Source organism: Guptibacillus hwajinpoensis, assembly GCF_001039475.1.
Lineage (GTDB): Bacteria > Bacillota > Bacilli > Bacillales > Guptibacillaceae > Guptibacillus > Guptibacillus hwajinpoensis.
Genome location: NZ_LELK01000001.1, coordinates 209,788 through 223,972 on the forward strand (window position 1 = coordinate 209,788; position 14,185 = coordinate 223,972).

The following is a 14,185-nucleotide window of genomic DNA, read 5'->3' on the forward strand; positions in this document are numbered from 1 at the left end:
GCCTCCCATTCTATATGATTATTATTGCCACCCTTAGAATCTTTTGAAATAATCGACGTTGAGCGACTCGGCAACGTACATAAGAAAAAGGTTTTAAGGGAGGTACATATGAATCGTTATATAGGGATATTTATTCTTACATTAATTGTAGTTTTTTTACTATTCTTTATTCTTCCTATGTTTATTTGGCGATTTACAAGTGACATTGATTTTGTTTCATATCTAGTTGCTTCATTAGTTCTGTTAGCGACGTTTATTATTACTCAGCTTTTTTATATCATTGATTTACTAAAAGGTAAGAAATAATCCTCTTACAAACTCGTAAGGTTTGAACACTGCTCAACAATCTCTGAGCTTATCTGTAATAAGATAGGCTCCATTTTATGTGAAATAAAAGATTGAGTTACACCTACAATTTTGAAATAATTGGTACTAAAATATTGGATAGGGAGATGGAAAATGGATGGATAGGGTAATGGAGATTGATAGGGTTGAATAATAAATTAATTATTGAAGAGTTTTCGGGAGCTTATCAAAAACAGGTATCTGAACTTATTTTACATATACAACAGAAGGAATATAGTATCGCAATTACTAAGGAAGACCAACCTGATTTGCTCAAAATTCCAGAGTTTTATCAGATAGGGAAGGGTAACTTTTGGTTAGCTAAATTAGATAATGAAGTAATTGGAACAATAAGTTTGTTAGACATAGGACACAACCAAGTTGCTCTAAGGAAGATGTTTGTAAACAAAAGTTATAGAGGCTCTACATATCAAGTTGCAGAATCACTATTAAACAAAGCAGTTGATTGGGCACAGGATCACGCCATTCAAACGATATACTTGGGGACTACTCCGCAATTTCTCGCCGCACATCGGTTTTATCAAAAGAATGGATTTATAGCAGTGGATAGAAGGGAGTTACCTAGTAATTTTCCAATCGTAAAGGTAGATAAGGTGTTTTATAAGTTGAAAATAGAGGATTCTAAAAGCTTACATAATTCCTGAAATTATTGTCGCCAGAATTATTATTCAAGTATCTCGGAGCTTATCTGTAATCAGATAGGCTCTTTTTACCTTAAGGAAAGGATTGAGTTATGTGGGATAGTTTGAAAAAATTGGTATTAGAGGTTTGAGTAGCAGATTATAGATTACATAATAAATGTTCTGGTAGTGATGTTAATGTTGCTGGATAAAATTAAAAACGAAATGCGAGGGATTCCAATGTGATTTCTGAGTTGTAAAACATCGATAATATAAAACTCAGGAGGTACTGCGGTTATGACGGAGATAGTTACATTCGCTCCTGAAAAGGAGTTTAGAATAAATGCTGAAACAGTCTTTCAAAAACATTCAGAGTTGATTAAACAAGTATTACCTGGATCACAGGTTTACCACGTTGGTAGTACAGGAGTTAGGGGTTCTTTGACAAAAGGAGATGTCGATCTTCAAGTTCGTGTGACTCAAGAAGAGTTTCCCGAAGCCAAAGAATCATTGATGGCAATGTATAGTTTAAACACGGGTAGTGACCAAACTTCCTTTTTTTGTGCATTTGAAAAGGAAGATGAAATACTGCCTGTTGGTATTCAGCTCACAGTTAATGGTTCTTCAGTAGATAATTTTCGCAAAGTAACTCAATTTTTCTGCGAACATCCATCATATACAGAAGCCTACAATCATTTGAAGATGAAGTTTGAAGGCGAAGATATGGAGGAGTACAGAAACGAGAAATCTTCTTTTATCGCAAAGATCCTTTCCACCAAAGAATATGAACAACTTTCCAAAAGAATGGACCTTTATGAAAAAGTGAAATTTGTTGAAGGGGAAACATTTTTAACAATTGAAGAAACAAAGAATCTTACTCATTCTGAAATGGTTGAACTTATTGATTATATGAGAATAGATCCTTTCATTAGAAGCGTAAAAAATGTCATCGTCCTTGTTAACTCTAAGTTTAATAGTGAAATTGAGTCGCTTTTGGGAAACCATGGTTTTGAGTTACGTGAAGAAAATATTACTGTAAGAAAAGATCTAAATAACATTTCAATAAAAGAAGATGTTCGCTATTCATTTAAATCATTAAATGAAATTTCTACGAGTGATTTTAAGAGGGTTTGGAAAGAATCGATGGTTAACTCGTTAAATGCGCCTTCTTCTTTAAATGTGGATGAACAAATGCGAAGTGTAGAGGTGGAGCTAGGTTCAACCTATAAAGCTTCCTGTCTTGTAGCATATGAAAGTAAACGTCATTTAGGTGTAGTAATGCCACACATAGAACCAGGTACTACTAACGAAGGTCGACTTTTTTACTTTGGACTTGTTCAAAGTGAGAGAGGTAAAGGGAAAAGTAAGCAGCTTCATAAGCAGGCGTTGGAAATACTAAGAAATGATTTTGGTGCTGCCTATTATATAGGGAGTACGGGAAAAGATAACATACCTATGTTAAAGACATTTCAAAATAGTGAGTGCACTATCGTTGAAAGTAATAAGGTTTATAAGAGAAAAGTATAAATGATATACAAGAAACCATATTCAACAATCGGGGGCTATACCGTAAGGAGGAATAAAATGTTTAAGACTAAAAAAATGAACTTAATATACGGTTTATTGTTAATAATCTTATCACTAAGATCACTAGGATATATTATAAATGCTGAATATGGGTTGTTAGGTTTACATATTATCGTTTTTTCTTTATGTCTACCTGGAGGTATTTATTACATCTCTTCAACTTTATTAAATAAAGAACGAAATCCATAAATTCGGAGCGTTTGCTGAAGAATATCAAGCAGCTAATTCTTATATTGAGTAGTCATTAGGGAAAACTAATCAAAAAAAGTGAGAGGTATACATATGAAAAAAACTCTATTGATTACATCCCTTCTGGCTTCAGTAGTTCTTTTTCCTAAAGAATCAAATGCTATCCAAATGCCTTGCAGTATGGTGTTAGACCCAATAGACGAAGGTCTTACAAATGCAAGAGGAAGTGCACTAATTTATAAAGTTCAATTAATTCCACCAAGCTTTGCAAGAACTAATATCAGTATCTTAAGTGTTCATCTACCTGAACCCTCTACATACGGCGAATATGATATTTATGAGGGATTTGCTTTTATACCTGGTGAAATAAGCTGGAGGTTCAGACTTTATCCTACTCCAGAAGAAGGTAGTCCTACCTGGTCGGGAAGGTTTGACTTGATCACCACAAAATTAAACAATGCTAAAGTTCAAGTGAGAGCTTCCAATTCTAAAACTGAAAAGTTGGGACCAGTGGTTCTGAATAATGATATTCTAAGCTGTAAATAGCTTACTCCACAAACTCGGAGCATTTGCTTAATAAACGGAAGCAATTCTGTATTATCATAACAGCGTACACAGTGAAGTTTGATCTTGATTAATCGGGCGTGATTCCTTACTAAGGAATTACGTCTTTTCTTTGAAGAAAAGGTTGAGTAAGTGGTTGAGTTTTGAAATAATTGGAATTATTCAATAATAGAAGTATTTTGAAAAAATGCATTGTGTTTTACTATACTCATTAATGCTAGAGAGTTCACGACAGCAAATGAAAAATTGGAGTAATTCCAATCCATTAGTCTCATTTATCACGGAAGAGAGGAGCTATTACATTTGAATAAAAAGAAGAAAAGTGTCGCTGTGGGAATTGTTATTTTAATAGGAATTCTGATGTCGGTATATGAATATTATCAACCTGATGTATTTGATCAGGCTACTCAAGTTGCTTATGAAGAATTCGAAGCTGACTTTAAAGATAGGTATGGTAAGGACCCAGAAGGGATTACCGTTACTTCCGCCGTTGAGTCAAGTAACAGTTGGATGATAGCCTTCGCAACGGAAGATAGGTCCCCAGAAACAGAAAGGATTGCAGAATATGAGGTAACAGAAGACTTATCTATTCAAAATAGTTCCTGGTATGTTGCTGATCAAATTAAAGCATATAAAAATCTTGTCTCAGCACATAACAAAGGGAATAAAGAAGCATACCTCCAATCCTATAGTCATATTCTCTCCAGTCATTCTCTTCAGAAATTAGAAGAAAAATTTAACATGGATCGTAAGGAAGAACATTTATTAGCTTCTCGTGAAGTTAAGCTCATTAATTCTAATGACAAAACGGCTATTCTATTAAGTGAAGAATCACACGCCTTCAAACAGGAGTTTAAGTACAGTTTGGATTCATTTGTCATTCTAAATAAAGAAAATGGACAGTGGAAAGTATTAGAGAAGTTACCCTTTAAAAAAACAGGAAGAAGAGATTATGACACTTCAAGTGACTTTGATAAAACTGAAGAAGTAATTAAAAAAATTGAAAAAACTTATGATATTGCAGTAGAGAGATATGAGTGGGCTTTTGAACAATCTTAAAATTATCGTCATTCTAATCGTCATATAGTGGAGCTTTCGAAAATGGTTGGAGGTTTCGAAGTAGACCTTTTTAAGAATCTAAGACATCTCGAAGTCAAGTCTTCCATTTAATCGGAGCATTTGTTTAATAAAAAGTAAGCACTCTAGATAGGTTAAGAGCAGGATAATTGATGCATACACTAGGGGGATAATGAATTGATTGTAACAAAACGATGTGTTCTATTGAAATTACAGGAAGATGATTATGAAGATGTGAAGTCACTATATGTTAATGCTGAAGTAAGAAAATACCTCGGAGGTACTGTGGAAGAAGAGTTAATTAAGGCAAGCTTCAAAGAGATAAATAAAACAACAGCCGATTCTTTAAATTTAATTGCAAGAGAAAAAAACACAAATAATTTCATTGGGCTAGTATCTTTAGATGCTCACCACGATGGTATATCAACTGAAGTATCATACCAGTTGCTCCCGACCTGGTGGGGAAAAGGTTATGCTAGTGAAATCGTAAAAGAACTGATTAACTATGGTTTTAATAATTTGAACTTAACAGAAATAATTGCAGAAACCCAAACTGCAAATAAGGCGTCTTGTAGGCTATTACAAAAATTAGGGATGAGCTTTAAAAATACACTAGAAAGGTTTGGGGAAAAACAAGCCATCTATGGTATTGAAAAATAAATTAATTCATCAAAGGGAGCGTTGATCTTAAAGGTTTACGCTCCTATTGGTTTGATTTTATAACAGGGCAGTTATCTTATAGAGTTTTTAATTTTGGAAGTTAAATACACAATATTAAAAAGGTGATGATTATTGTTTCTAAGGATGAGAAGTATATACAGAAAATAGATATAAAAAGTACTCAGCAAATAAATAATAACTATTCAAGTATCTCGGAGCTTTTCTGTAATTAATGAGCCAATCAGATGGAGAACAATACAACATAAAAAAGGACGCCTAACTTGTACAAGAAAAGCGTCCTTTTCTATATTTAAATACTCAGGTGCAAGATATGTTGCGGTCCTTTAGGACCATTATATATTTCATTATTGTCCACAAATCCAGTTTTCAGATAAAGGCTGATAGCTGCTTGGTTTTTTTGATTAACGCCAAGTACAACTTCGTTTATGTTAGGGAAGTTTTTGTTGATGAAACTTGGTAGCATTTTAAGCCCTGACTTTGCTAAACCCTGACCTTGACTTTCTTTATTAATTGAAAATGCAGTTAATAGCCTAGCATTTTCATTACTACAATATTTGTGTAATTTCGAACCTTGTTCTAGAGCAAAATAACCTACTGCTTTTTCATCTTTTAGAATTAAAATATGTATGGTTTGGTCTGAAAGCTTGGGATCATTAATTTTCTGTAAGGGTAAAGCTGTAAACATTAATTGGTCATCTGGAAGGTGAAAGTTAGAAAGATCTCTATCATAATTGCTATTGTATTTAATTAGTTGAACAGTAGAATTTGTAGTGGTCGAATTCAATATTTTACGCCTCCATTATTTGTAATATAATTTGAGTATAGTCTAGTCAATCTCAAGTTACAAACAGCTTTTGAAATTATGATATTAATAAGTAATAGATTCAGTATTAAGCAATCTCGGAGCGATTATCTAATAAAAATGTTGCCCATATTATATTAAGTTTTAATAGACTTGATTCATAAGTTATAAAGATAAAAAGAAGACCAGCAAAATTTTATTGCATGGTCTTCAAACTTTCTATCCTCTAAGTTGGTTTTTAAAGAACAAAACTGTTTCTAATTCATCTTCTCTGTCTTTAAAGAGATCCAGCTGTTTTCCTACGGCAACGGCAAATTCAACATATGCATTTCCTTCAGCTGTTATAAGATTTTCACATACTGTGGTATCTGCTTTGCTTTTATATGCAGGATTAAAACATGTTGTGAAGTCGGAAATGTCAATGGAAGTTGAATAGTCTCTATTTCTTAGGACTGAACTCCTACCTAATAGTGTAGATGCTCCACAAATGGATGCAATCCACTTATTCTTATTATCAAACTCTTGGATAAGACTTATTAATGTCTCTTCCTCAAGTAATGGTTCAGGATCCCCGCCAGGAATGACTAAAATATCATATTTACTGACTAAGCATTCGTCCACTGTTTGGTCCACTATTATTTTGAACTTTCCACTATGAGTAATTTCCTCTTTGAGGGCAGTGGTCTCAACTTCAACATTGGTTTCACTGAAAATGTAAGCTAAGGGACTGATCTCCCAATCCATATAGCCATCATACAGAAAAAATAAAGCTCTCATTAACCCAATCCCTTCATAAAAAAATTAAATTTGTGTTGTTAGTCTACACTGTTACTCACAAAAAATAATTTATTTAACATATTGGCATCCCCTCCGATTAGTAGATCTAATATGAATTTTAACATAATTTTCTAGATGCATTTACTTTTCTAAGTATTGTAAGTGGGATTTGTCTTGAATTCGAGTCTTCAAGAAAATCGGAGCAAATCTGGAATAAGAATTGCTCTCTTTCTTTGATTTCTTGAATGAATGAGGGGATTATTTGTAGGTAATCGAAGTAATAGTTTAGGAAATGTAGACAGTTACTGTTCTTAAAAAAGGAGTGGATTTTATGGATATTAAAATAGATGATTTAACCGGATCTGACGTGGCTGAATTACTGAGTGAGCACATTCAGAGTATGAAACTACATTCTCCACCGGAAAGTAAACATGCTCTTGATCTTGAGGCATTGCGAAAACCTGAAATTACATTCTGGAGTGCTTGGGAAGCAAATGAATTAGTTGGTTGCGTGGCGCTTCAGGAACTTAACAGCCAGAATGGAGAGATTAAGTCAATGAAAACTGCTTCCTCTCATCTAAGAAAGGGTGTAGCAAAACGACTTCTTCAATTCATGATCAAGGAAGCCAGAGAACGTGGTTACCGACGGTTGAGCTTGGAAACGGGTTCAATGGATGTTTTTAAACCGGCTAGGAGATTATATGCAAGCCTCGGGTTTCAATATTGTAAGCCGTTTTCAGGCTACAGTGAGGACCCGAACAGTGTATTTATGACAAAGGAGTTATAAGTTGTTTTATAAAATTCAATAGAAAAAATTAAGGCAGCAATCATTAATTAGACCTTCTACTATTTACTATGAGAAAAAGATGTATCCTTCTTTTTATCTACATATCGAGTATTCTAGGGAGCTCTTGCGGAGCAAAATAACATTTATCTCGATTTGAAGTCTTCTGTTTTATCGGAGCTTATTCGTAATAACGGATAAGCTCCGTTTGATGAGGTAATGATTGTTTTAGTCATTAGAATTTAAAATAATTGGTATAAATTTTTGGAGGACAGAGGGGAGGTCATATTCTATGCCTAAGACTATTTCAGGATGGTTGGCTGGTATAATATTAGCTATTTTAAAGTAAACAAGGAGTGAAGTGTTTGTCATTGAAAAAGGAAATTATTCTTGTAGGAACGTTTCATTTTGAACAAGAGCCAGAATTAATAAAAGATAAAGCAAGCGAAATTGGAGATTTAGTTGAATACTTATCAGACTACAAACCCATAAAAATTGCATTGGAATGGGATAGATCAAAAAACGATGAGTTAAATGAAGAATACAAAGCTTCAAATAAAGATGGTGTGATAGATGAAGTTTATCGTTTAGGATTTAAGTTAGCAAGAACAATGCAGCATGAAGAAGTATATGCGGTCAATTGGACAGGTAACCTTACGGAAGAGGATATGATAAATCTCCACAACTCAATTCAAAGTTCATATCCAGAAATTCAAAAGATAATGAATTCATTATCTGAAAGATCCCCAGGAATTAGCTCTACTACTAATTTGATCAACTCTTATACAAGTTTAAATAATACAGGATACCTTAAGGACATAGAAAATATGTATCTCTCATTTGTAGAAGTACAAAATGATAAGGGAGAAATGATAGGTTTAAACGTATTGAAGAAATGGTTCGAAAGAGAGTTAATGATTTTTAAGAATATTATTGATAACTCAGTAGAGCAATTTAATCAACGTGTCCTTCTTATAATTGGGAATGATCATCTATGGATGTTAAAAAAATTATTTGAAGGTAATGGATGGAACGTTATAAATCCATTTGAAACGAAAATGGATTAATGAATCTTATTTCTTTACTCAATTTATTCGGAGCATTCAATGGACAACACTTTTGCGTATGATTCACATAAATATATTGTCCTCTTCGTTACGATTATAGAGGATTTAAAAGAGGTGTGACTTATGATATTAGTAAGTTCCTGTTTAGCTGGGTTAAAGGTGAGGTATGATGGTCTCCATAGTTTAAATAGAAATATTAGAACATTAGTAGAAGAGAATAATGCCATAAGGATTTGTCCGGAATTGCTTGGGGGCTTTTCAACTCCAAGAGAACCTGCTGAAATAGTAGGGGGGAACGGTGAAGACGTTTTAAATGGGAAGGCGATGGTCATTGAAAGATCTGGTAAAGATGTAACCAAACTATACATAAAAGGGGCTTACACTACCTTGGCTAAAGCAATAGAAATAGGTGCAACTATTATTGTTCTTAAAGAGAATAGTCCATCCTGTGGTAGTTCTATGATCTATAATGGGGAATTCACCGGTGAAAAGGTTTTGGGTAATGGTGTTACTTCAGCGTTATTAAAAAGATATGGTTTAAGAGTCATTTCAGAAAAGGAGTTTTCTGACGGTTCATACTAACTATTAATTAAACTATCTATCTTCAAGAAAATCGGAGCTTATCTGTAATAAGATAGGCTTCTTTTTAATTAAATGGCTATGTTAAAGTTTAATGTGATACTTCACAAAAATAGGAACTTCCAGTTTTATGGAAGTTCCACTGTGGTATATTTTGCTTGTTAACTAAAGCAATAGGTTAATTAAGTGGGATATCATTTTCTCTCAATCACTGAAGATATCCTTCATTTCATTTTTTTCTTTTTTTAATCGTTGAAAATGCCTCTCTATTCGTCTTGCTATAAAAGGCAGAAATATAACTATTAACATAAGCCAAAGCATAAAATTCCACCTTTATTTAAGAATATCCCAGTCAAACTCCCCTAATCCTTCCGTTCGAGGAAAAAAGAAATGTTAGATATTGAACTTACTTAATCTAAGTGTATCATAAGTTTTTGTACGAAATTTACCATCAGACTTGAATTGATATATATCTTTTCAGTCGCATAAGTTTTAAAGGCACGCCAAGAGTTGGTGCACAAGACATTTTTACTGGAAAGCTTATGACCGATAGTATTATCTAATTGATCTTTTGTTAACCGTCCCATTCACATTGTCTGAGAGAAGGTCATCTTATCACGGTCTCTTGCAATTAAAACACATACTTGCTCATTACTTATACCATGTTTTTTTGCGAATGATTATTTTAATCCGTTAACTATATTAATAACTACGATTATTATATATGCTATTGTCATGTTCATTGTTGGACTGTTCGGATCGTTATTTACCATCTTCCTGTATCTCGGAGCATATCTGCAATACCATAGAAGCTAAACGCCCTAAATATTCTACAAAACTAGGTGCATTTCCTATACAGGAATGCATCTTTTTTAATTTTTAAATTCCTTATTATGTTAATATTGTTACTATTAAGTGGAAAATGAGGTGTAGGTTTGGATTTTCTTACTGATAAAGTGATATACATTTCGTTATTTATATTAATCATTCATACAATTGAAACATTGGCTTATGCTGTTCGCCTATCTGGAGCAAGAGTTGGGTTAATTGCTTCTGCTTTATCTCTCTTTAATTTAATGGTCATAGTTTCAAGAATGGCCAATATGATGCAGCAACCTTTTACAGGAAGTTTGGTAGACTCTGCCCCTTCCTCTAACACATTGGCTTTTGTGGAGAATCAGTATAGGGTAATTATTGGTGCTTCAACGATCGGTACTCTTATTGGCATCGTTTTGTTACCTACTTTTATTGCCTTATTTTCTAGAGCTATCATTCACTTATCAAAAAAGGGAGGGTCTATTCCTTCTTTGCTGAAGACTCTTTTTTCATTGGAGTATATAAAACGAGGCTTAAATCAGATGCACTTCCCAAACCGTACATATTTACAGGGAATCTCATTAAATGACATACCTAAAAGGCTGTTTCTGATCAATATGGTGGTAACAGCGATATACACGATTGGTGTTTTATCAGCCCTTTATGCGGCGCTTCTAGCCCCGGAAAGGTCGTCAACAGCTATAATGGCTTCAGGATTAATTAATGGGGTAGCTACTATCCTTTTGGTTGTGTTCGTAGACCCAAAAATATCAGTAATGGCTGATGACGTCATTAACAAACGTGGCGACTATTCAAAATTAAAGAATGTGTCACTTATGATGGTCACATCAAGATTATTGGGCACTTTACTTGCACAAATTTTGTTTATTCCAGGAGCAAAATATATTGCTTGGTTTACTAAATTCATTGTTTAAACGTTTCTTTGCTTAATCAAGTATCTCGGAGCAATTCTTTAACAAAGATTTTAAATATAGAGGATAGCTAGGTGGAGTCACTATGCAAATTATTAGTGTAAGAGAAAATCCAGAGTATAAAAAAGCAGCGATAAAGTATTTTCAGAATAAGTGGGCAAATGAAAACAGCATGAAAGTATATGAGGACAGTATTACCAACAGTATAAAAACAGATAGTCCTCTTCCTATTTGGTATTTAATGCTGGAATCAGACGATATTATTGGTTGCGCAGGTCTTATCACCAATGATTTTATAAGCCGAATGGATTTATTGCCTTGGGTATGCGCTATTTATATTGAAGAAAATCATCGTGGTAATGCGCTAGGGAAAGAGCTGCTTTTACGTGCACAAGCTGATGCCAAAAAAATAGGATACAATAAGATTTTTCTTTGTACTGATCACATTGGATACTATGAGAAATATGGATTTTCATATATAGGTGAAGGGTATCATCTTTGGGGAAGTCATTCGAGAATATATGAATGTAATAACTAAGGTAATCATATAAAAGTCTTTTGATTCGTTGTTCAAGAATATCGGAGCAATTGCTTAATGAAAGCGCTCTAACTAGGGTTAGCGCAGTTTAATTGGAAACTAGTTTTGTTTGAGAAAGGAGGGAGAACAATGACCCAACTAAATAGTCTAGTTAAAAATAAAGATAGACTTGCTGATATGGAGAAATTTATTTCATTAGTAAAATCATCTCCTAATGGAAACAGGAAAGAGATTCTCTTGGATATTTTCAAATTTGATGAAGAAGAATTTGAAATGATGATGTTCTTCGGAATGTTTANCGTCTCACTTGCAATTGACCAATATGAGATCGCTGGATTATGAAAACTTCATACAAGAAGAATTGGAGCTTTTGCATAAACAGTACCCTTCAAATAGACCTGTACAATTTGAGTTGTTCATTTTAGATAAAAATGATGATTTTGTTAAATCCAAACTTAATGGCGTATCAGCTTTTACGGATTGGAATGGAAAGATGTGTTTTGTGATTCTTCCAGAAGAAAACGTACGTTCAACAATTAAATCTGTCGTAACACACGAATATCATCACCATTGGCGTATCAGTGCATTAGGGCTGAAAGAAGATGGAGAAACGTTACTTGACCGGATGGTTTTAGAAGGATTAGCAGAGCACTTTGTGAAGGAAAGATTAGGTGTGGAATATCTTGGTCCATATAAAGATGCTTTATCTGAAACTCAAGCTAAAACAATATGGGAAAGTTCATATAAGAATCATATAGATGATAAAGGAACCTTAACTGATTTATATATGTTCGGAAGTAAAGATAAAGGATTACCGTTTTGGGGCGGCTATTCATTAGGGTTTTACTTAATAAAGTGGTTTCTAGATAAAGACAAAAATATTTCTATAAAGGATTTAACAATATTACCTAGCGACCAGTTTATAAAATAATGCTATTCCATTATCTCGGAACTTTAGTTGAATAAGCAATTGAAAATAATTAGAAGAAAATCTCAGTTCACTGAACTGAGATTTTTTTTTTAATTACAATACCACTACATAATTCTATAGTAATTTCAAATAATTTGTAATAGTTTGATTTTTTTCGCCAATCGTTGTATCCTGTTGTATGAATCCGCTTACAAAGAGAGTGAAGGAGGTACATAATATGCAAGCAATGAAAAACAGATGGTTAATTGCTTTATCAGCTATTTCCATCCACCTTTCCATCGGAGGTGCCTACGCATATAGCGTATATACCACCCCCGTAAGTGAACAAATGGGTTGGACCCCAACTCAAGTAACGATTGCATTTACCATTATGATGGCCCTGGCCGGGTCATCCGCGGCATTATTTGGGAAGTTTGTTGAAAAAAATGGTCCAAGAAAATCAGCAATTCTGGCTGGTGTTTTGTTTGGATTAGGACAAGCCGGTTCAGGGATTGCGATCGCAATTGATTCACTTCCATTTTTCCTAATGTCCTACGGGGTAGCAAGTGGACTTGGACTTGGCATTGGCTATATTTCACCCGTATCAACTCTTGTGAAATGGTTCCCTGACCGAAGAGGTTTAGCAACCGGATTAGCGGTACTTGGTTTTGGAACAGGAGCTCTAATTACAGCTCCCGTTGCAGCCAACTTAATGACTTCAATTGGAATATCTAATACATTTTACATATTAGGGGCAGCTTACTTTGTTTTTATTATATTAGGTGCTTCTTACATTGCCCCACCCCCAGAAGGCTGGATGCCAGCTTCTATGAAACAAAATATGGCCTCTGGGAATAAAGTTTATAAAAAGGATTTACAACAATTGACTTCAAAAGAAGCGGTTAAAACAAAGCGTTTTTGGCTGCTTTGGACGATGATGCTTATTAATACTACCGCAGGGATTATGATGATTTCAGTTGCTTCACCGATGGCCCAAGAAGTTGTAGGGTTATCAGCCGCTGCAGCTGCCACGATGGTCGGAATTATGGGTGTGTTTAATGGTGGAGGTCGTCTTGGCTGGGCAACAGCTTCAGACTATATTGGCCGCCCCAATGTTTTTCTGATCTTTTTCTTAATACAAACTGTTGCTTTTTTCATGCTTCCGATTACAACAAACAGCATCTTATTCCAGCTCCTAATTTTACTCGTTGTTACTTGTTACGGCGGAGGATTCTCTAATCTACCTGCATTTATTGGTGATTTGTTTGGAACGAAACAACTCGGTGCTATTCATGGGTACTTGTTGACAACATGGTCTCTAGGTGGCGTATTTGGACCTATGATTGTTTCACAAATTCGTGCTAGAACCGATAGTTACACTGCTGTATTTTACGTTTTTCTTGCTTTAATATTCTTAGCCCTTGTCGTCTCCATTCTTATGAAGTTAGACATTAAAAAGACTGAGAAGGATCTAAAACAACAACAAGAAGAAGAAGCTGTTAATTATTAATTAGCAAACCAAAGCATTTGCATTGTAAAATTGGATCGCGTCTTACGACGAGATTCAACTTTTTTCTTAGGGATGGGATTGTCGATTGGATTGGCATCTAGTCGCTTTCCTCAGGAGTCTTCCAGATTGCCATCCAATCAACGTCATAAGAGAAAGCTGAACGAATGTCAGAACTTAAGATCTAACTTGTATAAAGCCTCAATTACCCTCTACTGAAATTTCAAAATTTGCATTTATTAGCTCTTCATAGTTATTCAGCAGTTAATCAAAGATAGGTGAACAGAATTGAGATTACGTTTGCAACTAAATCGGAGCTTATCTGCAATAAAGATAGGCTTTTTTTAAATGAAGAAAACGATTGAGTTATCTTCATTGGTTTGAAATAA

Annotated in this window: 15 protein-coding genes and 1 pseudogene; 13 read left to right on the forward strand and 3 right to left on the reverse strand. The window is 34.2% G+C overall.

Features of this window, described 5'->3' with window-relative positions; genetic code table 11:
- Window positions 1-108: 108 nt before the first annotated feature.
- The 6 genes from AB986_RS01135 (at window position 109) to AB986_RS01170 (ending at window position 5,063) form a co-directional block, all read left to right on the forward strand.
- Window positions 109-306 (forward strand): hypothetical protein, encoded by a 198-nt coding sequence (locus AB986_RS01135; RefSeq protein WP_048309052.1) that lies wholly within the window; start codon window positions 109-111, stop codon window positions 304-306.
- Between the two features lie 185 nt (window positions 307-491).
- Window positions 492-1,010, forward strand: coding sequence for a GNAT family N-acetyltransferase (locus AB986_RS01140; protein ID WP_048309053.1), 519 nt, complete (start codon window positions 492-494; stop codon window positions 1,008-1,010).
- A 273-nt stretch (window positions 1,011-1,283) separates the two neighbouring features.
- A complete protein-coding gene (locus AB986_RS21035) occupies window positions 1,284-2,513 on the forward strand; it encodes a GrpB family protein (protein ID WP_053215994.1) in 1,230 nt (409 codons plus the stop codon).
- A gap of 342 nt (window positions 2,514-2,855) precedes the next feature.
- Window positions 2,856-3,308 carry a YoqH family protein gene (locus tag AB986_RS01160; RefSeq protein WP_048309055.1) on the forward strand — a complete coding sequence of 151 codons (453 nt, stop codon included), beginning with the start codon at window positions 2,856-2,858 and terminating at the stop codon, window positions 3,306-3,308.
- Window positions 3,309-3,629: 321 nt separating this feature from the next.
- Complete coding sequence (locus AB986_RS01165; protein WP_048309056.1) at window positions 3,630-4,385, forward strand: hypothetical protein; 756 nt, start codon at window positions 3,630-3,632, stop codon at window positions 4,383-4,385.
- 195 nt (window positions 4,386-4,580) lie between these two features.
- On the forward strand, window positions 4,581-5,063 hold the full coding sequence (locus AB986_RS01170; RefSeq protein ID WP_048309057.1) for a GNAT family N-acetyltransferase: 483 nt from the start codon (window positions 4,581-4,583) through the stop codon (window positions 5,061-5,063).
- Between the two features lie 310 nt (window positions 5,064-5,373).
- Here the strand turns inward: AB986_RS01170 and AB986_RS01175 are convergent, their stop codons facing one another.
- Window positions 5,374-5,868, reverse strand: a complete 495-nt coding sequence (locus AB986_RS01175; protein ID WP_048309058.1) for a GNAT family N-acetyltransferase — start codon at window positions 5,866-5,868, stop codon at window positions 5,374-5,376.
- Window positions 5,869-6,105: 237 nt separating this feature from the next.
- Entirely contained in the window at window positions 6,106-6,663 is a 558-nt protein-coding gene (locus tag AB986_RS01180; protein ID WP_048309059.1) for a DJ-1/PfpI family protein, read from the reverse strand.
- A 331-nt stretch (window positions 6,664-6,994) separates the two neighbouring features.
- Between AB986_RS01180 and AB986_RS01185 the strand changes: the two genes are divergently transcribed.
- The 3 genes from AB986_RS01185 (at window position 6,995) to AB986_RS01195 (ending at window position 9,096) form a co-directional block, all read left to right on the forward strand.
- A complete protein-coding gene (locus AB986_RS01185; protein ID WP_048309060.1) occupies window positions 6,995-7,450 on the forward strand; it encodes a GNAT family N-acetyltransferase in 456 nt (151 codons plus the stop codon).
- A 362-nt stretch (window positions 7,451-7,812) separates the two neighbouring features.
- The gene (locus AB986_RS01190; RefSeq protein WP_048309061.1) at window positions 7,813-8,514 is read left to right on the forward strand and encodes a DUF5694 domain-containing protein; all 702 of its coding nucleotides are present in this window, start codon (window positions 7,813-7,815) and stop codon (window positions 8,512-8,514) included.
- A gap of 123 nt (window positions 8,515-8,637) precedes the next feature.
- The gene (locus tag AB986_RS01195; protein WP_048309062.1) at window positions 8,638-9,096 is read left to right on the forward strand and encodes a 2-thiouracil desulfurase family protein; all 459 of its coding nucleotides are present in this window, start codon (window positions 8,638-8,640) and stop codon (window positions 9,094-9,096) included.
- A 429-nt stretch (window positions 9,097-9,525) separates the two neighbouring features.
- Here the strand turns inward: AB986_RS01195 and AB986_RS21315 are convergent.
- Window positions 9,526-9,767: pseudogene (locus AB986_RS21315) on the reverse strand (IS1595 family transposase); the annotation flags it as partial.
- Between the two features lie 261 nt (window positions 9,768-10,028).
- On the opposite strand from AB986_RS21315, the gene AB986_RS01200 reads away from it, so the two are divergent.
- From AB986_RS01200 to AB986_RS01215, 4 genes are all read left to right on the forward strand, one after another.
- A complete protein-coding gene (locus AB986_RS01200) occupies window positions 10,029-10,844 on the forward strand; it encodes a lipid II flippase Amj family protein (RefSeq protein ID WP_048309063.1) in 816 nt (271 codons plus the stop codon).
- An 82-nt stretch (window positions 10,845-10,926) separates the two neighbouring features.
- Window positions 10,927-11,379, forward strand: a complete 453-nt coding sequence (locus AB986_RS01205; RefSeq protein ID WP_048309064.1) for a GNAT family N-acetyltransferase — start codon at window positions 10,927-10,929, stop codon at window positions 11,377-11,379.
- Window positions 11,380-11,701: 322 nt separating this feature from the next.
- A complete protein-coding gene (locus AB986_RS01210; protein WP_236690350.1) occupies window positions 11,702-12,310 on the forward strand; it encodes a DUF2268 domain-containing putative Zn-dependent protease in 609 nt (202 codons plus the stop codon).
- A gap of 217 nt (window positions 12,311-12,527) precedes the next feature.
- A complete protein-coding gene (locus AB986_RS01215; RefSeq protein ID WP_048309065.1) occupies window positions 12,528-13,799 on the forward strand; it encodes an L-lactate MFS transporter in 1,272 nt (423 codons plus the stop codon).
- Window positions 13,800-14,185: the final 386 nt, after the last annotated feature.

Coding starts and splice junctions, on each gene's coding strand:
- AB986_RS01135 (WP_048309052.1), top strand. CDS start 109: ATGAATCGTTATATAGGGATATTTATTCTTACATTAATTGTAGTTTTT.
- AB986_RS21035 (WP_053215994.1), top strand. CDS start 1,284: ATGACGGAGATAGTTACATTCGCTCCTGAAAAGGAGTTTAGAATAAAT.
- AB986_RS01160 (WP_048309055.1), top strand. CDS start 2,856: ATGAAAAAAACTCTATTGATTACATCCCTTCTGGCTTCAGTAGTTCTT.
- AB986_RS01180 (WP_048309059.1), bottom strand. CDS start 6,663: ATGAGAGCTTTATTTTTTCTGTATGATGGCTATATGGATTGGGAGATC.
- AB986_RS01185 (WP_048309060.1), top strand. CDS start 6,995: ATGGATATTAAAATAGATGATTTAACCGGATCTGACGTGGCTGAATTA.
- AB986_RS01195 (WP_048309062.1), top strand. CDS start 8,638: ATGATATTAGTAAGTTCCTGTTTAGCTGGGTTAAAGGTGAGGTATGAT.
- AB986_RS01205 (WP_048309064.1), top strand. CDS start 10,927: ATGCAAATTATTAGTGTAAGAGAAAATCCAGAGTATAAAAAAGCAGCG.
- AB986_RS01210 (WP_236690350.1), top strand. CDS start 11,702: ATGAGATCGCTGGATTATGAAAACTTCATACAAGAAGAATTGGAGCTT.
- AB986_RS01215 (WP_048309065.1), top strand. CDS start 12,528: ATGCAAGCAATGAAAAACAGATGGTTAATTGCTTTATCAGCTATTTCC.